This is a genomic window from Chryseobacterium herbae (genome assembly GCF_025154075.1).
GTDB lineage: Bacteria > Bacteroidota > Bacteroidia > Flavobacteriales > Weeksellaceae > Chryseobacterium > Chryseobacterium herbae.
The window spans coordinates 1,287,416-1,307,602 of sequence record NZ_JAOAMU010000001.1 but is presented as its reverse complement, the minus strand read 5'-3'; the positions used below and the strand labels follow the sequence as shown (position 1 = coordinate 1,307,602).

Sequence of the window (20,187 nt, the reverse complement as noted above, 5' to 3'; positions counted from 1 at the left end):
TTGAAAATGAAGTATATTTTATTTCAAATCTAGTGTATTAACTTTTAGTAATATAGTCTTTGCTGATCTTAGAAAAGAACCATGAAATAATGATCCCGAAAAGGGAGGCAGTAGATGCTACGATAAGATAATTTTTTCCAACAATTTTTACAGGGAAAGGAAGTATTTCATTCGCTCTGAAGAATTCGGTATAAAGCTGGAAATAGCACAGTATAGTTCCTACAATTAATCCTGAAATCACACCTGAGATCACAATGAGAAGTCCGGTGTAGAAATAGGTCATTCTTAAATGTCTTATCGGGAAACCTAATGAAATCAGGGATCTTGACTGTTCTTTTTTGTCAAGCTGGAGAATAATGATCGCTCCGGCCAGATTAAAGGTGGTAATGAAGATCACCAGTGCAAAAATCAGGTAGATGAACATTTTTTCCGTATTGATCATCTTCCAGAAGGCTGCATTCTCTTCTTCTTTGGTTTTTATCTCAATGTTTTTCCCCAGTGAATTAATAAGACTCTGCTTTACCGCATCCGCATTTTCCGGATTCTTTAGTTTAATAACGATCTGGTACGCTGATTTCTTTGGTAAACTAAGTAGTTCCTCAGTCAATTCAATAGGGGCAATGATATAACTATCCAGCTGGTCCTTTCCCGGGAAAACGCCCGTCACAAGAAAATCTCTCTTATTATAGATGTCTTCTTCTTTGTTAATGATACCAGTTCCGGGCTTAGGCATGAATATCGTAGCATAATTACTGGTGGAGTCAATTGGAATGGACAGCCTGTTGTGCAGATTGGTTTCCATTAATACTTCATTCGAGTATTTGAAACTCGGATAGGTTCCGTAGAATACATCCTTATCGATAGGATTAACCTTGATATAAGCGGAATCTACTCCTCTTAAATAAGCGATATCACCTTTGCCTTTATAATTGACATAGACTTTTTCCTCAATGACACGGGAAAAACTGCTGATGGCTTTGTTGTTTTTTAAAACAGAAGTGACCTTATCCAGATCTTTCACCGTTTTTCCTGAAGCACTTTTCAGCGTCAGATCTGCATGAAGATTGGAGATCAGGTCTTTATTCAGGGTTTCAAGTCCCGAGAATACTGAAATGATCACGAACATTGCAGTCACAGCAACCATCATGGCACCTACCGAAAGCCACGTAATGAATGTCACGGCGGTACTGCCTTTTTTTGCCAAAAGGTATCTGGATGCTATGTAAAATGCAATATTCTTCAAGATCTTATAAAACAGGATTGTCGCCTTCGCCTCTTAATTCTCTTTCCAATTTTTCAACGTCATCAAGAGCCGTGTCTAAATAAAAATTAAGTTGCGGAATAATACGTACCTGTTTTGCCATTTTCTGGCCAATAAAATTTCTGTATTGAGCTTTGTTTTCCTCAATTTCCTTCATCACCGCGGAACGGAATTCCTGCGGGAAAATGCTTAAGTAAATTTTAGCAATACCCAGATCTGGCGATATTTTTACGTCTGAAACGGATACCAATATACTTTGCTTGCTTTCCGAAGCCTGTTTGCGGAAAAGCTCTGCGAAGTCTTCCTGGATGATCTGTGCTACTTTTCTTTGTCTGTTACTTTCCATAAGTTATGCAAATTTAGTACTTTTGTTTGAATTGATACCTTTGAAATTCAGCTCCGGTATCAAATTTACGATTTAATTATATTTATTAGTATTTTATGAAGCTAGAACATATCGGTATTGCCGTAAAATCTTTAGGAGTCTCTGATGAGCTTTTTACCAAATTATTAGGAAAAGAATCCTACAAAAAAGAAAGTGTGGAAAGGGAAGGGGTAGTCACTTCTTTTTACGGAACGGGAGAAAGCAAAATTGAGCTGCTGGAAGCCAGTAATCCTGAAAGTCCGATCTCAAAATTTATCGATAAAAAGGGCGAAGGCATCCATCATCTGGCCTTTGGTGTAGAAAATATTCTGGAAGAAGTTGAAAGATTAAAAAAAGAAGGATTCCAGTTTATCTCTGAAGAACCGAAAGAAGGTGCTGATAACAAATTAGTTGTCTTCCTGCACCCAAAATCCACGAATGGTGTATTGGTAGAACTTTGTCAAGAAAAGCAATAAAAAGTTTTGTAGTGAAAGAAATTTTGCTATTTTTGCAATCACAAAATTTAACCAAGTTTTGAGGTCCTATAGCTCAGTTGGTTAGAGCACCTGACTCATAATCAGGTGGTCCCTGGTTCGAGCCCAGGTGGGACCACAATAAAAAACCGTAATTCTTTATTTAATAAAGCTTTACGGTTTTTTTGTTTTTTTGGAATATATACAAGATGAGAATTATGCTTCTTTATGATAAGGTTAATCAACATAAGCACTCCATCATTTAGCTAAATAAGAAAATACTCTGAATAAAAGAAATACAAGGTAATTTTATTCTTTAAAACAAAAATTAAGCAGCAGCATAAAAAAACCTCCAATTGGAGGTTTTTAATTTATTGTTTAGTTACTGCTATTTTGTTTTAGTTCAATTCTTTAGCAATCATTATTTTCTCATTAATCATATTATTCCATAAAGTATCCGGGGAAACAGTGAAGTAATCATTAGATGAGGTTTTAGGTCTAAGTCTGAAATAAAAATCATAAGAACCGCCAACAATTCCCTTATCTGGAATATATAAAAAACGATCTATTCCGCGATGTTCATCATATCCATCATGCATCCACCATCCGTCAAAAGTCCAGAACTGATAGGCTTTATTTCCTTTGATTGTATATTCTTTTGATAAATAATTTCTAAAATTATAGAAAACATCCAATTGTCTATTTAAAATTCCATTCCTCATATCCATGATAAAATCTTTCCCTGGAAACTGTTGTGTAAAACTTCTTTCCATTTCCTTTATGGTCACTTTTTGTTCTCCAATATTAATTGCTCCATAGGAAGAGATTAATGGATATTTAATATTTCTTATAGTGAAAACTTCTGTTAAACACATTTTTGACATATAGTAGTTTCCATTTTCTTTTTTCACCAACTTATACTGTAGCGTTTTCTTGTCAGGGTTGTTATTTATTATCCATTCCTCCAAGATATTTTGGAGTTTATTCTTGGAAACAATGTTGTCTTTTATTTTATTGTAGTCAATAAGCTCCCAGTTTTGCCCCTTTTCATCCATTCTTGGGAGTATTTTTTCACCTAAATCTGGAAGTACAGAGATTAACAAGATTAGATTTTTAGAAACAAAAACATTGTAAATATTTATATCTTTTTTGATATTGTAAATTTCATTAGTATCCAATGTATATTCATTCACTTTAAATTTTGTTTTCAAACTGTCCAAAAGAAGAAATTCCTGGGAATAGATATAGCACGGGATGAATAGTAGGATTGATAGGATTGCTTTCATATTATTACATTTTCTATGGACATTTTGTTCCTTTATGTTTTCCAAGCGTCGTATCTCTTTCATTTTTATTTAGCTCTCTTTCTGCAGCAGTCGTTGTAGTTATTCCAGCCTTGGCCATAGCTTTAATTGTTTCTTGTGAAAGGCTGGGATTATAAGCAGACAAGATATTTTGAAGTGTTGTCAAAAACGCACCTACTTGGTGATGCTCATCTATAAAGGTATATCTATTAACCATAGTTCCATCAGCTGCATAATCGGAACCCACAATTACACTGGGATATTGTTCCTGAAATGCTTCATTTCCCAATCTGAATTTTTCATAGCCCAAAAAGGCATGAACTACTTCATGATACATTGTTACTAGTATATATTCTTGTGCTGCGTTTGTCAACACATTATCATTTAAATTTATTATAGCTTTATAGGTTCCAAATTCATCTACATGAGATATAAATGTTTCTCCATCTGTCTCACCTAAACCATTTTTAGCCCTAAATATAATATTATAATTTTTATTATTGTTGAATACACCTTTCATAGCTGCAGCAATATCATTTTTTAGATTTGGTAACGTTATAGTAGGTTGGCAGTATTTTTTTATTGATTTTTCACTTATAGATTAGTTAATTGTTTTCAGAGCAAATATATTCGTAAACACCGTAAGCTACTGAATCGGGTATAAATTTATATGTATCCTCAGTAGAACCGCCTTCAGATAAAATTTTACCATTACTATTGTATTGGACAAATGTTATGTTCTGATATTCCTTAGTGTCACACGAAACAATCCAATTATTTATAGAATATTTGCTTTTGTAAGTGTATTTTCCATTTTTCCCTTTGATTTTCATAGGCGGATCAATCTTCTTTACCCATACATCATAGAATTGATTATCTTTTTTTTCAAGATTTCTAATTTGATATTCTCTTCCTGAAACTGAGGTGGTTATTGACATCCATTCAGATTGTGCAAATACTTTCTGAGCGAATAAAAGAATTAAGAAAATAAGAAAATTTTTCATGCAATAATTTTCTCCAAAGATACCACTTGCCAAAATATTTTCATGTAGTGATAAATCAGATACGAATACAGATTATATTTTTCTTAATATAAAACCTCTGTCTTCCCTTACCTACAAGAGATATTATCCCCAGACTATTCTATCTTTGCACGCTAAATACGATCTATGTCAAAAGAAAACATAAAAAATATCTTACTCAGTCTCTTCACTATTGTATTGGGAGCATTTATCGGGTTCAATGTTTGGTGGACTGATAGCGGGGTAAGATTTTTAGGGCTCGTAGCCTTTTTTCTCATTCCCATCGGGTCGCTTTTTTTAAGTATTGCTCTAACAAAGATTATGATTCCGAGCCAAGCGGATATTAGTTTTTCAACCCTTTCAGACAAGGATAAATATCAAATTCTCAAAAACACCATAGGTCCGAAAAAAGTTAAAATGATAAACATCTGCTACCTATCCTTATTTTTTATTTTTTGTGGAGCTACCTTTTTGGGATTAGTCATTTCCGTAAATAATCACGAAAAATACCAACTGACGAATTACGCGGTTACTCAGAAAGTAAAAATCAAAGCGATAGAGTACAAAGGAAAGGGATCTTCTTATGCATTTTTCGATTTCTATCTGGATGGTGAAAAATATTCCACAAATTTATCCCGGAAAAATTATAGTGTAGGCGATAGTGCAGTCATTATTTTTTCTACTCATAACACGGATATTGTAGAGTGGGCAGTAGACTTTGATCCCAATGAATAAACCTAAATTTTCCTGAAAACAAAAAAATCCAGGAATCAATTTCCTGGATTTGTTTATATCTACATAGCTCGGACGAAATGCCGTGCCGGGAGTAAGATCATATTTGTTGTATACTATCTAGGTCTGTCTGGTTTTGTAGGATCGATGGTGTCATCCGGTGGAGTAGTAGTACCTATTGGACCGTGCCCTTTTGATCCATCGTTATTGGAGATGGTGGTATTTTTGTTTTGATGAGTTTCTTTTGCAAAAGAAACAGCACTCATTAATAGTAAAGAAGCCAGAGCTAATTTTAATGTTTTGTTTTTCATGTGTTTAAAAATTTAGTGATTGTAAAGTTACACAAAATAGTTATTTCTCAATACCGTGAATATGAAAATAAATGTTAAGATTGTACTTTAATTATATCAATCTGCTCTTTATAAAATAACCTGAGATTCGGGTAAGGAATTAAGATTGTGGTCCTGAAAGTTATGAGGTACAAGAAAAGCCTCTGATTGCTCAGAAGCTTTGTATACTGGTGTAATGAGTGAATTTTAAACAATAAATCAGATTATTTTCTGATTATTGGCAGTAAGCGGAATCTATATGTCGGCAGACTCCGTCAGCACAGCAGAATTTTATATTGCAATACTGTTCTTCATTGCAAAATCTGAGTCCTCCTTTGATCGTTTTTAAATGCTCTCTTGAAACTTTCTTTAAATTTTTCATAATATTTTAGTTTTTAATTAATCACTAATTTATGAATAATTTAAATATGATGTATATTTTATGAAAGTGTTCAGTTGCTACTAGTTTCCTGCGGTTTTAACATCCGTCGTCTTGATATCCGTTCCCAATCTCTGCAGATAGGCAATCATCGCGACAATTTCCCGTTTTTCCAGAGGAACAAACTGATTTCCCCTTACCATTTTTTCCTTTTCTATCTGCTCTTTGATATCCGTAGCTTCTGCATAAATTCTTTTCACAATTCCTGATGCCTGGCCGTCTGCCCAAGTGTTGGCGGAGTCAATTTGAGCTTTATTGTAAGGAATGTCAAATGATTTTTTCATCAGTTCCATTTTGCTGAGCATCTGAGAACGGTCTAATTTATTGGTGATCAGCCATGGAAAGCGCGGCATGATTGATCCCGGAGACGTAGATCTTGGATTATACATATGCTTAAGGTGCCACGAATCCGGGTTTCGTGCTCCTTCTCTGTGCAGATCCGGTCCCGTTCTTTTGGAGCCCCAAAGAAAAGGATGATCATACACAAACTCTCCTGCTTTCGAATACTGTCCGTTTTTACCTTCAAATCTCACGATCTCGTCCCGAAAAGGTCTGATCATCTGGGAATGGCAGGCATTACAGCCTTCGCGGATATACAGATCACGACCCTCGAGTTCTAATGGAGAATAAGGTTTAACCGCCGAAATCGTAGGAACATTTTTCTTAATGGTCATTGTGGGAATGATCTCCGCAGCACCTCCGATTGATAAAGTGAAAAATGCCCCTATCGAAAGGATAACCGGCTTTCTCTCAATCCATAAATGAATACCTTCTCCGGCTTTTCTCCCGTGTATTCTTGCTAATGCCGGAGCTTCTGCAGCAACTTCTCTCTGGAATGAACCCTGTCTTATGGTTTTAAAAATATTAACAACCATCAGCAATCCGCCTGTAAGATAGAATGTCCCTCCAAGGAACCTCATCTTGTAATAAGGAATGACAGCGGTTACCGTATCCAGCCAATTTTTATACATCAGAGTACCATCCGGATTAAACTGTTTCCACATCAATCCCTGGGTGAAACCTGAAATATACATGGGTACAACGTAGAACAGAACACCCAGCGTGCCCAGCCAGAAATGCCAGTTGGCCAGCTTCACAGACCACAAATTGGTTCTCCACATGATCGGGACAAGATAGTACACGATACCAAATGCCATAAAACCATTCCATCCGAGCGCGCCTAAATGTACGTGACCAATCACCCAGTCTGTGTAATGACCGATTTTATTTAAAGTTTTAGTCGCTAAAAGGGGCCCTTCGAAAGTAGCCATCCCATAACAGGTGACGGCAACAACAAAGAATTTCAGGACCGGATTGTCCCGTACTTTTTCCCAAGCGCCTCTTAAGGTTAACAATCCGTTGAGCATTCCTCCCCATGACGGAGCAATCAGCATAATGGAAAAACCTGTAGCTAAAGCCTGTGTCCATCCCGGAATAGCAGTGTAATGTAAGTGATGAGGTCCCGCCCACAGATACACGAAAATCAGTGACCAGAAGTGAATAATAGACAGTTTATAGGAGAATACAGGCCTGTTTGCCGCTTTCGGAAGGAAATAATACATCATTCCCAAGATAGGAGTCGTCAGGATAAGTGCGACGGCATTGTGCCCATACCACCACTGGATCAGGGCATCTTTAACCCCTGAATATAAGGAATAGGATTTCCAGAAATCAAGCGGAACTTCAAGATTATTCACAATATACAGTAAAGCCACCCCAATCCATGTGGCGATGTAAAACCATATCGCTACGTACAAATGTCTTACCCTTCTTTTCGCGATTGTTCCGAACATATTGATTCCGAAAATAATCCATGAAAAGGTGAGCAAAATATCGAGCGGCCATTCATGTTCTGCATATTCTTTTGAAGTATTGAAGCCCATAGCAAACGTGATCCAGCTGGCCACAATCATGATCTGCCACGACCAGAAATTAATCCACGAAAGGGTAGCGTTGTACATGGGAGCTTTTAACAACCTTGGAAGACTGTAATAGGTCGCACAGAAAAAAGAATTACAGACGAAAGCAAAGATCACCGTATTGGTATGCATCATCCTGATTCTCCCAAAACCCAATATCCCCTGCGAATTCACAAGTCCCTGAATATTCCCTTCTCTTAAACTCTGAATCGTCATATCATCCGTACCGAAGAGAAATTCCGGCAGTTCAGGATAGAAAAGCATCAGAGCGGTAGTAAGCCCCAATATAAATCCTGCAATACCAAACACCACAGTAGCGTACAGGAAAGCACGCACGATATTATTATCATAACTAAATTTTTGTATCTCCATTGTATAATATCAGTATTTGATGGACAGTTAATAAGTGTAAAGCAGATAAGTCAGGGGAAAAGGATAAAGAAACAGGGATCTGTCTCTATTCTGTATCAGTCATTTTTTTCATATCATAGCCTTCATAATCACAAACGGTTTCCCATGATAAATGAATAGCTTTTGCAACGCCTTTTCCATAGTGTGGATCGGCTTTATAGCAATTTCTGATATGACGTATCTGGATAAACTGCTGAGCACCTCCCACAGCATCTGCAGTGTTGTTAAATAAGAGTTCTTTCTGTTCATCAGACATCAGCCTGAAAAGATTTCCGGGTTGGGAAAAATAATCATCATCTTCACGGTGATCCCAGTGTCCGGCATATCCGGAAATAGGCAAAGGAGGTTCCTCATAAGCCGGCTGCTCCTGCCATTGACTAAAACTGTTAGGCTCATAAGCGATCTTGCTTCCGTAATTACCATCAGTTCGCATCGCTCCGTCACGATGGTAAGCCATATATGGGCATTTCGGAGCATTCACAGGAATCTGGTGATGATTGACGCTTAAACGATAACGCTGGGTATCGCCGTAGGAAAACAAACGGCCCTGCAGCATTTTATCAGGTGAAAAACCAATTCCGGGAATGATGGTAGCCGGATTGAAAGCTGCCTGTTCCACCTCAGCAAAATAATTGGAAGGATTTTGGTTAAGAGTGAATTCTCCAACGGGAATCATCGGATAATCTCCGTGCGGCCATACTTTCGTTAAATCAAACGGATTGATGTGATACGTGTCTGCATCCGCTTCTTCCATCACCTGAATATACATTTTCCATGAAGGGAAATTGCCGTCTTCTATATTTTGATATAAATCTCTCTGATGGCTTTCCCGGTCTTCAGCAATGATCTGTTTCGCTTCAGCATTGGTGAGATTCTCTATTCCCTGTTGGGTTTTGAAATGAAATTTAACCCAAAAACGTTTATTTTCATGATTGATAAAGCTGTAGGTATGACTTCCGAAACCATCCATATGGCGGTAAGATTTTGGCAATCCACGGTCGCTCATGGTAATGGTTACCTGATGAAGAGATTCAGGAAGAAGCGTCCAGAAGTCCCAGTTATTATCGGCACTTCTCATATTGGTACGGGGATCTCTTTTCACTGCGTGATTTAAATCCGGAAATTTTAAAGGATCGCGCAGGAAGAAAACAGGTGTATTGTTTCCTACCAGGTCCCAGTTTCCTTCTTCGGTGTAGAATTTTAAGGCAAAACCTCTGATGTCTCTTTCCGCATCAGCTGCACCTCTTTCCCCGGCTACGGTTGAGAACCGGATAAACAGCGGTGTTTCTTTACCTATTTCATCAAATAAATTAGCCTTTGTATATGGTGTGATATCGTGGGTAACTTTAAAAACTCCGTAAGCTCCCGAGCCCTTGGCATGCATTCTGCGCTCCGGAATCACTTCACGGTCAAAGTGAGCCATTTTTTCCAGAAACCATATATCCTGAAGTAAGGCAGGACCGCGTTTTCCGGCTGTTAAAATATTCTGATTATCTGAGACTGGAGCACCCGTTCTGTTTGTTAGATTGTTTTTTTCCATCTGAAAAGCTTTTTAATTTGATGTAAAGCTACCCACTTCCGCTTTTTTTACTCTCATCCAGAATGATTAAAAAAATGTGGTCCAATGGATCAGATAATAGCTTTTTGCTTGAATAGGATGGAAATAAATTTCCTTACAGCCTAAAAACAAAAACAGTAAAAACCCTAAGATTTCTACTGTTTAATTTATTTTTTTGCCTGATGAATTCTGAACTCTATTTTTAGGACTGATCAAGGTCAAATCATTATTTATTTTCCTCCGCCGCTGTTTTTTTCAACATCGGTTTTTGTGTTTCCTTTTACTTTTTGGTTTCCGAAGCGTTTCACGAATGAAAGTGAAAATCCGTACCAGTCCGATCGCATAGAAGATCTGTTAGTACCATCCTGACTAAAAGTGGTATTGTCGAAAATAGGTCTGCTGAAAATATTCATCAGCTGAAGGCTGACCTCCATCTGTGTTTTCGGGAAGATTTTGGTGGCAGAGATGTTGTGGAAAATATTCGTTTTATTGGCGTATGAATTTCCGTTATTCTGGTTAGAAAGCTCTGCCCAGACACTTAGATTAATGTTTTTGTTAAACAGGTTTGTGTAGGATAAATTGGCTGATGCCCCTAAATAACTAATATAATTTTTCCCTTTCAGATCATTAACCAAATTGAAGTCATGGTTATCAATATAATACCATCCTACACCCACATTTACGTTTAGCTTGTTTTTCAGAAAGGTTTGGTTGGTATTTGCAAAAAGATAATATTTCTGAACCTTTCCATTTAGGTTGTCAGGTAAGGTGACTGTTTTGCCCTCTTCCACTGCTAAAGTAGTCCAGTAATCTTTATCTGTATACATATACCTTGCGGAAATGAAGTACTTTTTAAGTATTCCCAGCTTCATATAAACTCTGTGACTTGGGTTCGGTTCCAGATCCATGTTTCCACGGGAGAATGTTCCGTCGTTGGTAGGAACAAGAAAAGGATTGAATTCCGAATACCACGGACGCCAGAGATTGCGGTTGTACGTCAGGGTCAGATCATATTTTTCTGAAAAAGAATATTTCAATAATAAATTGGGAAGCAAAGTGCTATAGGAATCTTTTCTGTTTTTCCCAGACACGTCTTCTCTCATTTTAAAATCAATATGTTCGTAGCGGACCCCGACTCTTGTTTCCAGTTTCTCGAAGAACGTCTTGCTGTAGTTAGCATATAGGGAATTGATATTATCTTCGTAATGAAAAACATCATTCGTACGGAGATTATCTGCATTGTTTCCTGAAAGGGTATTGGGGATCACATTATTATTGAAATCCATTTTTCCACCCACTTCAAAGCTTCCTCCTTTTCCTAGAGGCTGGGTATAATCTACTTTGATGTAATAGTTTCTGGTTTGTTCATGAGAATTGATTCCCAGCTGATTTACTTTTGAATTATCGCTGTATGTTTTTAAAAATTCATTGAGATTCTCCTGAGAATTGTAATTGGATCCTAAGTTGACATCCAGAATTCTATTTTTCTCCTTATCATAGTATTTATAAAAAACATTCGTCCCCAATGTGCGGTAGCGCCCCGTTACATCCTGATCCTGATGATAAGATTCAGGCTTATGATTATCCCTGGTTCTGAGGAAATCGGCATCAGAACTGGAAGCGTTTTTACTTTGATAATATTCCAGAATAACGCCTATATTATTTTTGTCATTCAACTCATATTCGGAAGTAGAAGACATCGATGGGCTTTTGCCCCTTCCCAGGGTTTCATTCGTAATATTCGTAACATCATTATCTTTATATAAACTATTCACACTGGTGTTTCTCTGAAAATAGGTATTGTCGCTATAACTTCCGATCAACGTCTGTGTGAAATTTTTCTTGTGATAATTGAGGTTAATATTCGTATACTGAGAGTTTTTGGCATTTTGTCTGTTATTAAAAGTCACACTGCCTTTCATTCCTTCATCGTCCCTTCTTTTAAGAACAATATTAATGACCGATCCTGCCGTTTCATAACGGGATGACGGACTCGTGATCACTTCAATTTTCATCAGGTTATCCGCAGGAATAGTTTTCAGATATTCCTTTAATTCCTTACCGGTAAACACAGATTTTCTGTCGTTAATGTAAACCGTGACAGATTCCCCTTCTGCTTTCACTGCATCATTATTGTCAATACTTACCAAAGGCGTCATTCTCAAAACGTCCCAGGTGGTGTTTCCTGCCAGGATAGAACTGTTGGATACATTAAAAACCGTTCTATCTGCTTTAGATTCCACAGTGGGTTTTCTTGCGGTTAATGTAACTCCCTCAATCTGATTTTCTTTCTGTTTAATGGTGTCGTTTTTAGCCTGTGAAAAGACTAAAGAAGACATCAATAAAGCTGCCGAACATATAATTATCTTCATTCAAAGTGATATTTCACCAATAAGACACTTATTAGTGGATGTTTGTTACATCAATCAGAGAAAATAAATAAAAAATTAATAAGGAAAGACAATCAGTTAATGTTTCTGTAGTATAAACCTATGCATAAAATCTATGTTTCATCCGGAAAAATAAAGTAAACGAGCTCCTTTATTCGTTGATCTGTTTAAGTAAAGAATCTAATTCTTATATTTAGTATTCTGATTTAATCCTTAATGGTGAAGGTTCAGAACAAAAACAACAACGGAATGAATTTAAAGAAACAAATGGGACAGTTTCCCAATGAACAAAGAAAAACCTATTTCAGTACACTGCCCAATTATACCAATGGAAAATTTCAAAATATCCTTCCTACACCGGCATTGCTGGAAGGGGAAAGCATGACCAAATTACTCCTGCAGACCCTATGTAAAATAGAAAATGTAACTCCAAAATCACCAATTCCGTTTGTAACCACAGATCTGACTAACCTGCAACCCGAAGACAATGTTCTCGTATGGTTCGGGCACAGCTCTTATTTTATTCAGGTTGATGGCAAAAAGTTTCTGGTAGATCCTGTATTCAGTGGGAATGCTTCTCCAATGCCCGGTTCTATCAAAGCATTTTCGGGATCAGATCATTACAAACCGGAAGATATGCCTGAGATTGATGTACTTCTTATTTCCCATGATCATTGGGATCATTTGGATTATTCAACCGTTCAGGCGCTGAAAGATAAAGTAGGTCTTGTTATTTGCGGTTTGGGAACCGGACAACATTTTGAATATTGGGGATGGGAAGCAGAAAAAATAATTGAAAAAAACTGGTGGGAAAGCATTGACCTGGTAGATGGTTTCAATATTACACTGACTCCCGCAAGACATTTTTCCGGAAGACTCCTGAACAGAAATATCTCACTTTGGACTTCCTTTGTGCTGCAGACTCCGACCAAAAAACTGTTTCTGGGTGGCGACAGCGGATACGGAAATCATTTTACAGAGATAGGAGAGAAGTACGGACCCTTTGACCTTGCCGTAATGGAATGCGGGCAATACAATGAAAAATGGCCGTACATCCACAGCTTACCCGAACAGATTATTCAGGAAGTACAGGAACTGAAAGCCAAAAACTTTATTCCTGTTCATAACTCAAAATTCAAACTGGCCCAACATCCATGGTTCGAGCCTTTAGAACTGGTCTCCCAATATGCGGAAGACAATAATGTACCTGTTACGCATCCTATGATCGGAGAAAAAGTAAACCTGAATCAGCTGGGAGAAGTGAAATGGAAGAAATGGTGGCAAGACTCGATGTAAGAAAAAGAATCCTGTTTCAATGATTTTATTGAGCGAGATACGCTCATAAACCTATTAAAAAGATTCCGGCGGCCCGAAGGGCCGCCGGAATTCCATCCATTCAACTAACTTAAAAAATATCTAAGGTTCCTTATGATCTACTTTGGTATGGATGATATCGTAGTAGACAGAAGGATTTCCTGCATCAGGAGTGATTCTGTAGGTAAATTCAGAACTGTTCAGCGTAAGAATATCAACGGTTCTTGTGAAGAGTACATTGCCGTTCGCGTCCAGAGCGGTGATTGTTCTCTTCTTGCCGTCCGGAGAAATAGACCATGTTCCCTGGGATCTCAGTACATTATTCAGTCCGTAAATGGTAAAAGTACCGTTCGCTTTAAAATAAGAATATCCAACAAAACCCGAGACATTAGGATCCGTTAAAGCTACCGGATTTCCGCTGCTGTTTTTAGCGCCTGTAGTTTCCCACGGGGTAAAAGCCAAAGTAAGCTGGCCATTAGCAGGTTCAGCGTGAGCCGTTTTGGTATGGACAATATCGTAATAAACGGAAGGATCACTTGGATTGGTGTGAATTCTGTACGTGAATTCATTGCTGTTCAGCACCAGAATATCCACAGAACGGGTAAAGATGGTCGTTCCGTCTGGGTTCAATGCCGTGATGATTCTGGTTTTTCCTAGCGGATCTACAGACCAAGTTCCTCTGGATCTTAAAACATCATTCAGACCGTAAATCACGAAATTTCCATCGGCCTTAAAGTAAGCAAAACCCACAAATCCGTTTACGCTCGCATCAGTAAGATTAACAGGCTGACCGTTCTTGTCTCTTGCAGCCGTGGTTTCCCAGGGAGTAGAAGAAAGCATCTGTGAGGGAGTGATCTGTTCCATAACCATGTCGTCGTTATCAGAACATGATACAAACGCAGCAGAGAAAAGTATTGCTGTCAAGAGGTAACATAATTTTTTCAAGGTATTCATAATCGATATTTTTATTCTCTGCAAACATATTCCTTATGAAAATCAAAACGTTGTATGAAATATCTCTTTTGTTGTAAAATGTATAACTCCACCTTTCAGATGTTGATAAATTAATAGATAAGAGAGGAACAGAAACAGATTCCTGTAATTATATCCGTTTAAAAAACTATTTTTGAGTATGCATAACAGAAACCGCGGGAAAAATACGGGCGATGATGTGATTTTCGGTTCACAAAAACAAATTGATAAGCTGAAAATGGCGGTTCAGGACATGATGTATTTATTGAGCAGAGATTACGCAGAGAAAGCTTCTTCAGAACTCGTGGGAAACCGTTATAAGCTGAAAACACGTCAGATTCAGGCATTGCGAGGAGCTTCAGCATCTGAACAGCAGATAAAACATAGAAAAAATAAACAGCTGGATGTCTCGGATCTGAAAAATAAAATCCTTTATCTGGATGGTTTTAATGTATTGATTTTAATGGAAAGTTTACTGTCCGGGGCTTATGTTTTTGAAGGTACAGATGGATGTTTAAGGGATCTTTCAGGGGTTCACGGAACGTATAAAAGAGTCAACCAAACCCAGAGAGCGGTTGAACTTGTTGCTGCATTTTTTCAAAAAGCTGAGGTACAGAAGCTGGTCTGGATTTTCGATAGACCGGTTTCCAACAGTGGACGAATTAAACAAATCGTCCTTGATTTTGCAGAAGAAAATAAACTGAACTGGGAAGCAGAACTGGAGTTCAATCCCGATAAGTTTTTAGCAGAAAATTCAGAAATTGCAGTGTCTTCAGACGCATGGATTCTGGATCACTGTCAAAAATGGTTCAATCTGATCGCACATCTGATCGCAGAAGAAAAACTGGATGTTAATCTTGTCAAAACGGTTTAAAAATGAAATTATTTATATCCTGCATTCCGTTTATTTCAAACCTCTGGAAAGAAAAACACCAGGCTATTCTTGCAGCAGAACACCTGCAGGCTATGGAAAACAATATCAGAAAATTTCAGGATAATATACTGGAATTCGAGCTTCCGTATTTTAATGAAGAAATAAAACCAGACCGAAAGAAAAGCTTTGAATTGTTCATCGATATATTCCAAGGTCATGACTCTGATGAGGTCAAGGCATCGCGACTTGAAAATATTCAGTTTGAACACTGGCTGAATATTTTGGGCCAGCGTCTGACTTCTGCCAGCATCCGCGATGAAAATGCTGTTCCGCCATTAAAAGAAATGTTGCTCGAAGCCTGCAGGAAACCTTTTAACAGTGAAATTACCATTGCACAGAGAGCCTGTGAAAAGCATATCGGAAGAATGGATGATCAATTCTGGGGTGAAATCAAAGGAAATAATCTGCAGAAACAGGAAAAAGTCATGGAAAAGATCAGCTATATTCTGGACAACAGAACCTGGTGGAATGTTTTCTATCATTACAAACATGAACTTGTTTTCGAGATCAGGGAAAAAGAAGGCTACGGAATCCGGTGGAGCCACGGCGGGAAACAGTTGATCGGTTTTCTTGAAAAATTTATCAACGAATAACGTATAAAATTTAAGTACGTAAAAAGATTGCGTACTACGCAGATAATTTTGCCCATATAAACTGAAGTTATGGATTTTTCAGATCAAAAATTTTCGCAAAATGAATGGGAAACATGTCTCAAGGTACTGAATGCCTTGAAAGACGATCCATTCCTCAATCCTGACAATAAAACATTTTCAGGATTAATAACGAAAATTCATAAGAACGCGAAAAAGCAGAGCCGTCATGAAAATTATTCCATGATGAAATCTCATGATCTCGCAGTGAGTTCTGATGCTGCCCTGATGCAAAAGGCATTGGCAGGTGCTTCAGCTTTCTATGATGAAGAAAAAGAGGAAACAAAACTCACTCCGCTTCAGATCCCAAAAAACTGCTACTGCTGTAACCAGAGCTATCAGTATGCTCATTCTTTTTACACAAGACTTTGTCCGAAATGTGCCGCAGAAAACTATGAAAAACGTTTTGAAATGGCAGACCTCAAAGGAAGAAATGTTATCCTGACGGGAGGAAGAGTAAAAGTAGGATGGGCCACCGCACTGAAACTGTTGAGAAATGGGGCCAATTTGGTTTTGACAACGCGTTTTCCCGCATTGGCGCTGGAAATGATGCAGCAGGAAGCAGACTATGAAGAATGGAAAGAAAGACTTTGGGTGTACGGACTGGATTTGAGAAATCTGAAGGCGATACAGGATTTTATAGATTTTTATAAAACCCGTTTTGATACACTGGATATCCTGATCAACAATGCAGCTCAAACCATAAAATATCCTGATGAATATTATCTTCCGATCATCAATCGTGAGAAAGAAAAGTGTGTTGAATTTAAAAATATTCAGAATCTTTTCCCCAATCAGACGGAAATTTCAAGTGAAATTGCAAAACTTGAATATGCGCAGAACGACGAAACTCCGGTGGCACTTACCCGTTTCGGACAGCCCGTGGATAACAGGGAAAAAACGAGTTGGAATTCTACGCTGGAAGAAGTTTCTATGTACGAACTGGTAGAGGTAAATCTGATCAATCATATGGCGCCTTATTTTCTGATCAAAGAACTGAAACCTTTGATGAAAAACTCAGCATTTCATGAGAAATTTATCATCAATGTAACCTCTTCGGAAGGTATTTTCAGTTACGATAATAAAACGGTATTTCATCCGCATACGAATATGACAAAGGCGGCCCTGAATATGATGACGCTTACCTCAGCAAAAGAATTTGAAAACGATCAGATTTATATGAGTGCTGTAGATGTAGGATGGATTTCTACAGGTGCGAAAGAAAGTCTCCGAAAGAAACAGTTTGAGCAGGGATATATTCCGCCACTGGATTCTGTAGACGGAGCTGCGCGAATTTTGCATCCGGTCATTGAAGGTATAAAAGGAAATTATTACAGCGGAGTACTGCTGAAAAATTATAAAATAAATGCCTGGTAAAAGGAGAAACGTTAGCTCAATGGAAGAGCGCAGGTTCGGCAAGCCAGAGGCGCAGGTTCGAATCCTGCCGTTTCACAGAGAATAATAAAGAAAGAAATAGTTTAACCCGGAGAAAACCAGCTTCTAAGAAGCGAATTATCGGTTCGAATCCGATTTTCTTTCCGTTTTTTTACAACCAAAAAATAAAAGCCATGTTGAAAAAGATATTTGAATTTTTTAGAGAAAACGGTCCTGTTGACGAAATAACAGTTGTTCCTGTCGCACAGGAAAGTACCCTTCATTTTGTAGAAAACGTGAATATTCCCGAATCATCTGACATTAAACCTTTCCTAAGAAAAAGCTCAGAGGCAAGAGAAAAAATCAACAACTTAGAAGAACACACCAAAACCTATAAAGAATACTGTCTGGAAAAGACAAGCAACCAGCATACCCTGAAAGCACCCGGATATAAGATCCTTGAAAAAGATGGCAGTACGGAAACCTTTAGAATCTATGGAGATAGCTTTATTTTTCACGGTGAACACAAAATCCTTCGCATAGAAAGTGACTATTTTGTGAAATACATCCAGCAGGAATACAATCCCATAACCCAACTGACAGAAAATGCATACGACTGATCCCATTACAAGATATAAAGTATTCTCCGCGGAAGACCTTCCGGAGACGGCTTTTGATGACCAAGTGACCGTAGAAATATATGCTAAAAATATCACATGGGACATTGAAGAACTGAACGGAAACCTACTGCTACGTGGAGAAGGATGTCATCTTCCGAACCTGACAAGGGTCAATGGATCTCTGTCTGTAGATGCCGCAAACTGCTCTCTTCCTAATCTTAGGACGGTAGACGAAAATTTTACGCTTCACTGCCCGGCAGAAATCACCAGGCTGGAAACGGTAAAAGGTCATTTCAAATGCATCATTGATTTTGATTTTAAAAATCTGGCCACGGTGGGAGGAACAATTTCCCTTAAAAAAGCCAATGTCATTGCACGGGGTAAAAAGCTGGTAGAGGCGAGAATCGTAATCCCCATCAATCATCAGTACGAAGTGGAATTTCTTCCGAAAGAAGGTATTTTCAATGCTGATATTTTCGGAGACGATATTATTATTCCGCACTATGAAATTCGTGGAAGGATTAATGTTTATGGTAAAAATATATCTTTTCCTAGCCTTGAATTTCTTCAGGGGCAGATCAATATGGAATACCGGAACAGAGTGGCAAATGAGATTTTCTATAATTTTCCTAAACTAAAAAAAGTAACCGGACATTTAAGGTTTGATAAAACAAAAGCTTCTTTTCCGGTGCTTCAGGAGATCAAAGGGAATATCATGATGGGAATGATGTGTTATGCTAATTTTCCGATGTTGGAAACTTCAGGCAGCATTTCTGTCAACTATCATTCAGGCATAAGATGTCCATTATTGAAAAATGTGAACGGAAATATTCAGAATCAGGGGGAAAACTGTCATTTTACCGCTCTTGAAAAGGTGAAAGGAACCTATAAGACACTCCATACGATGGCTCCCAGGCTTCAGGAAGTCGGAGATCTGGATCTGGATACTTCTGTAGAATTTGACCATCTTAAGAGAATCAATGGAAGACTGATTAATGCATTCAATGTGAATTTTAAGTCTCTGGAGTATATTAATTTTTTCGGTGACGAGAGACAGAGTAGGCCAGGTCTTCCGGCGTTAAAGGAAATTAATTTTTATCTGTATCAGAAAGACGATCATTTTGAACATCTGGCTAAAAATATTTATTTTAAAATCAATGACAGAATGTATCTTTCCAAAGATAAACTGATCCTTTCCGGAGCGTCTTTCAACTATGTGGTGCATCAGCAGAATTACACCATCCGGAAACTGGTTTCCATCCTGAAATTGCGTCACAGCAGTTTTCAGAACTTTATGACGAGAGAATATGAACGCCAGTGGACGAGGTTTGAAACACCGTTTTTCACTAAAATTCTGGAAAAAATAGAAAAACTCTGGAATGCGGTGGAAACGATAAAGTTTGAGGAATTCTTTGAATCCACGGACAGAAATCTGCGTCTCTTCTGTTTTAATTATATTGGAGTAGGAAATCTGATGAATCGTCTGGAAGCGGAAAAAATCAATGAAGAAGAAGCAGAACTGAATTACAACGAATACGATCAAAACGGAAATAAAACCCAGATCAGAAGAATCAACCGTTATGAGGTGTATAAAATTGAAAATAAAAAATTAGGAATTTATACGTGGCGTGAAACAGATCAGTATTCTTACGCCGTAAAATGCTGGTGTCCTTCCACAGAAAAGGAACACTGGCTTTGGATAGAACAGGAGTATAAAGGAAATGCACTTACCGCCATCGCATCTACTTTCAGAATACATGAAAACATTATTCCACACATCAAATGTCTGAAAAGACAAGGAGATCTTCTGATCTGTGAACTGGAAAGGGAAATTACGCCACGTGGCTTTCCCAGAGCGCTGACAGCATCAGAATATTTCAGCCTGTTGGAAGTGGAAGCATAAATAAAGAAACAGTAGTTTAACTGGAAAAACATTCCCTTCAACGGAAGGTTGCAGGTTCGGGCCCTGTCTGTTTCTATTTTAAAACTAAAACAATAAAAGAAATACTAAACTCTTAAATTTTCAAATAAACGGAAGCAATAGTTTAACGGAAAAACGCACACTGCTAATGTGATACGCGGGTTCGAATCCTGCTTGCTTCCCTTTTTAATGTGAATAAA

General features: G+C 37.9%; 19 protein-coding genes and 3 tRNA genes. 11 read left to right on the top strand and 11 right to left on the bottom strand.

The features are described from left to right. Positions 1–37 precede the first annotated feature (37 nt). Positions 38–1,243: an ABC transporter permease gene (locus tag N0B48_RS05710; RefSeq protein WP_259837379.1), complete on the bottom strand. Its 1,206-nt coding sequence runs from the start codon at positions 1,241–1,243 to the stop codon at positions 38–40. Positions 1,244–1,247: 4 nt separating this feature from the next. Further along, positions 1,248–1,607, bottom strand: a complete 360-nt coding sequence (gene rbfA, locus N0B48_RS05705; RefSeq protein WP_259837376.1) for a 30S ribosome-binding factor RbfA — start codon at positions 1,605–1,607, stop codon at positions 1,248–1,250. 95 nt (positions 1,608–1,702) lie between these two features. Here rbfA and mce point away from each other — a divergent pair, with 95 nt between their 5' ends. Next, a complete protein-coding gene (gene mce, locus N0B48_RS05700) occupies positions 1,703–2,101 on the top strand; it encodes a methylmalonyl-CoA epimerase (RefSeq protein ID WP_259837374.1) in 399 nt (132 codons plus the stop codon). 62 nt (positions 2,102–2,163) lie between these two features. Next, positions 2,164–2,237 (top strand) — tRNA-Ile (locus N0B48_RS05695). Between the two features lie 259 nt (positions 2,238–2,496). On the opposite strand, the gene N0B48_RS05690 is transcribed toward N0B48_RS05695, so the two are convergent. The 3 genes from N0B48_RS05690 to N0B48_RS05680 all read right to left on the bottom strand — a co-directional run bounded on the left by N0B48_RS05690 (position 2,497) and on the right by N0B48_RS05680 (position 4,406). Then, a complete protein-coding gene (locus N0B48_RS05690; protein ID WP_259837372.1) occupies positions 2,497–3,384 on the bottom strand; it encodes a hypothetical protein in 888 nt (295 codons plus the stop codon). 13 nt (positions 3,385–3,397) lie between these two features. Further along, complete coding sequence (locus N0B48_RS05685; RefSeq protein ID WP_259837370.1) at positions 3,398–3,922, bottom strand: hypothetical protein; 525 nt, start codon at positions 3,920–3,922, stop codon at positions 3,398–3,400. Between the two features lie 85 nt (positions 3,923–4,007). Next, positions 4,008–4,406, bottom strand: coding sequence for a hypothetical protein (locus tag N0B48_RS05680; protein ID WP_259837368.1), 399 nt, complete (start codon positions 4,404–4,406; stop codon positions 4,008–4,010). 165 nt (positions 4,407–4,571) lie between these two features. On the opposite strand from N0B48_RS05680, the gene N0B48_RS05675 reads away from it, so the two are divergent. Further along, on the top strand, positions 4,572–5,159 hold the full coding sequence (locus N0B48_RS05675; RefSeq protein ID WP_259837367.1) for a hypothetical protein: 588 nt from the start codon (positions 4,572–4,574) through the stop codon (positions 5,157–5,159). 113 nt (positions 5,160–5,272) lie between these two features. Here N0B48_RS05675 and N0B48_RS05670 read toward each other — a convergent pair whose 3' ends face one another. The 5 genes from N0B48_RS05670 to N0B48_RS05650 all read right to left on the bottom strand — a co-directional run bounded on the left by N0B48_RS05670 (position 5,273) and on the right by N0B48_RS05650 (position 12,184). Continuing rightward, complete coding sequence (locus N0B48_RS05670) at positions 5,273–5,467, bottom strand: hypothetical protein (protein WP_259837364.1); 195 nt, start codon at positions 5,465–5,467, stop codon at positions 5,273–5,275. Positions 5,468–5,720: 253 nt separating this feature from the next. Further along, the gene (locus N0B48_RS05665; protein WP_259837362.1) at positions 5,721–5,867 is read right to left on the bottom strand and encodes a bacteriocin-like protein; all 147 of its coding nucleotides are present in this window, start codon (positions 5,865–5,867) and stop codon (positions 5,721–5,723) included. 80 nt (positions 5,868–5,947) lie between these two features. Further along, on the bottom strand, positions 5,948–8,215 hold the full coding sequence (gene ccoN, locus N0B48_RS05660) for a cytochrome-c oxidase, cbb3-type subunit I (RefSeq protein WP_259837360.1): 2,268 nt from the start codon (positions 8,213–8,215) through the stop codon (positions 5,948–5,950). Between the two features lie 85 nt (positions 8,216–8,300). Beyond that, on the bottom strand, positions 8,301–9,794 hold the full coding sequence (locus tag N0B48_RS05655; protein WP_259837358.1) for a catalase: 1,494 nt from the start codon (positions 9,792–9,794) through the stop codon (positions 8,301–8,303). A gap of 248 nt (positions 9,795–10,042) precedes the next feature. Next, complete coding sequence (locus tag N0B48_RS05650) at positions 10,043–12,184, bottom strand: outer membrane beta-barrel protein (RefSeq protein ID WP_259837356.1); 2,142 nt, start codon at positions 12,182–12,184, stop codon at positions 10,043–10,045. Between the two features lie 267 nt (positions 12,185–12,451). On the opposite strand from N0B48_RS05650, the gene N0B48_RS05645 reads away from it, so the two are divergent. After that, positions 12,452–13,498 (top strand): MBL fold metallo-hydrolase, encoded by a 1,047-nt coding sequence (locus N0B48_RS05645; RefSeq protein WP_259837354.1) that lies wholly within the window; start codon positions 12,452–12,454, stop codon positions 13,496–13,498. A gap of 120 nt (positions 13,499–13,618) precedes the next feature. Here N0B48_RS05645 and N0B48_RS05640 read toward each other — a convergent pair whose 3' ends face one another. Next, positions 13,619–14,440, bottom strand: a complete 822-nt coding sequence (locus N0B48_RS05640; RefSeq protein ID WP_259837352.1) for a DUF4822 domain-containing protein — start codon at positions 14,438–14,440, stop codon at positions 13,619–13,621. Positions 14,441–14,648: 208 nt separating this feature from the next. Between N0B48_RS05640 and N0B48_RS05635 the strand changes: the two genes are divergently transcribed. From N0B48_RS05635 to N0B48_RS05605, 7 genes are all read left to right on the top strand, one after another. Next, the gene (locus N0B48_RS05635; RefSeq protein WP_259837351.1) at positions 14,649–15,362 is read left to right on the top strand and encodes a DUF434 domain-containing protein; all 714 of its coding nucleotides are present in this window, start codon (positions 14,649–14,651) and stop codon (positions 15,360–15,362) included. 2 nt (positions 15,363–15,364) lie between these two features. Beyond that, a complete protein-coding gene (locus tag N0B48_RS05630) occupies positions 15,365–16,015 on the top strand; it encodes a tRNase toxin domain-containing protein (protein WP_259837350.1) in 651 nt (216 codons plus the stop codon). A gap of 69 nt (positions 16,016–16,084) precedes the next feature. Beyond that, positions 16,085–17,449 (top strand): SDR family NAD(P)-dependent oxidoreductase, encoded by a 1,365-nt coding sequence (locus tag N0B48_RS05625; protein ID WP_259837348.1) that lies wholly within the window; start codon positions 16,085–16,087, stop codon positions 17,447–17,449. A 5-nt stretch (positions 17,450–17,454) separates the two neighbouring features. Beyond that, positions 17,455–17,524: transfer RNA gene (locus tag N0B48_RS05620), tRNA-Ala, on the top strand. A 116-nt stretch (positions 17,525–17,640) separates the two neighbouring features. Beyond that, on the top strand, positions 17,641–18,066 hold the full coding sequence (locus N0B48_RS05615; protein WP_259837345.1) for a hypothetical protein: 426 nt from the start codon (positions 17,641–17,643) through the stop codon (positions 18,064–18,066). Next, the gene (locus N0B48_RS05610; RefSeq protein WP_259837344.1) at positions 18,053–19,969 is read left to right on the top strand and encodes a hypothetical protein; all 1,917 of its coding nucleotides are present in this window, start codon (positions 18,053–18,055) and stop codon (positions 19,967–19,969) included. Before N0B48_RS05615 ends, N0B48_RS05610 begins: the two co-directional genes overlap by 14 nt. Positions 19,970–20,100: 131 nt before the next feature. Then, positions 20,101–20,169 (top strand) — tRNA-Ser (locus N0B48_RS05605). Positions 20,170–20,187 lie beyond the last annotated feature (18 nt).

Excerpts from the sequence above, each read along its gene's own strand:
- N0B48_RS05665 (WP_259837362.1), bottom strand. The coding sequence starts at position 5,867 with ATGAAAAATTTAAAGAAAGTTTCAAGAGAGCATTTAAAAACGATCAAA.
- N0B48_RS05690 (WP_259837372.1), bottom strand. The coding sequence starts at position 3,384 with ATGAAAGCAATCCTATCAATCCTACTATTCATCCCGTGCTATATCTAT.
- N0B48_RS05685 (WP_259837370.1), bottom strand. The coding sequence starts at position 3,922 with ATGAAAGGTGTATTCAACAATAATAAAAATTATAATATTATATTTAGG.
- N0B48_RS05650 (WP_259837356.1), bottom strand. The coding sequence starts at position 12,184 with ATGAAGATAATTATATGTTCGGCAGCTTTATTGATGTCTTCTTTAGTC.
- N0B48_RS05625 (WP_259837348.1), top strand. The coding sequence starts at position 16,085 with ATGGATTTTTCAGATCAAAAATTTTCGCAAAATGAATGGGAAACATGT.
- N0B48_RS05630 (WP_259837350.1), top strand. The coding sequence starts at position 15,365 with ATGAAATTATTTATATCCTGCATTCCGTTTATTTCAAACCTCTGGAAA.
- N0B48_RS05635 (WP_259837351.1), top strand. The coding sequence starts at position 14,649 with ATGCATAACAGAAACCGCGGGAAAAATACGGGCGATGATGTGATTTTC.
- N0B48_RS05610 (WP_259837344.1), top strand. The coding sequence starts at position 18,053 with ATGCATACGACTGATCCCATTACAAGATATAAAGTATTCTCCGCGGAA.
- N0B48_RS05680 (WP_259837368.1), bottom strand. The coding sequence starts at position 4,406 with ATGAAAAATTTTCTTATTTTCTTAATTCTTTTATTCGCTCAGAAAGTA.
- mce (WP_259837374.1), top strand. The coding sequence starts at position 1,703 with ATGAAGCTAGAACATATCGGTATTGCCGTAAAATCTTTAGGAGTCTCT.
- rbfA (WP_259837376.1), bottom strand. The coding sequence starts at position 1,607 with ATGGAAAGTAACAGACAAAGAAAAGTAGCACAGATCATCCAGGAAGAC.
- N0B48_RS05655 (WP_259837358.1), bottom strand. The coding sequence starts at position 9,794 with ATGGAAAAAAACAATCTAACAAACAGAACGGGTGCTCCAGTCTCAGAT.
- N0B48_RS05675 (WP_259837367.1), top strand. The coding sequence starts at position 4,572 with ATGTCAAAAGAAAACATAAAAAATATCTTACTCAGTCTCTTCACTATT.
- N0B48_RS05645 (WP_259837354.1), top strand. The coding sequence starts at position 12,452 with ATGAATTTAAAGAAACAAATGGGACAGTTTCCCAATGAACAAAGAAAA.
- N0B48_RS05615 (WP_259837345.1), top strand. The coding sequence starts at position 17,641 with ATGTTGAAAAAGATATTTGAATTTTTTAGAGAAAACGGTCCTGTTGAC.
- ccoN (WP_259837360.1), bottom strand. The coding sequence starts at position 8,215 with ATGGAGATACAAAAATTTAGTTATGATAATAATATCGTGCGTGCTTTC.
- N0B48_RS05670 (WP_259837364.1), bottom strand. The coding sequence starts at position 5,467 with ATGAAAAACAAAACATTAAAATTAGCTCTGGCTTCTTTACTATTAATG.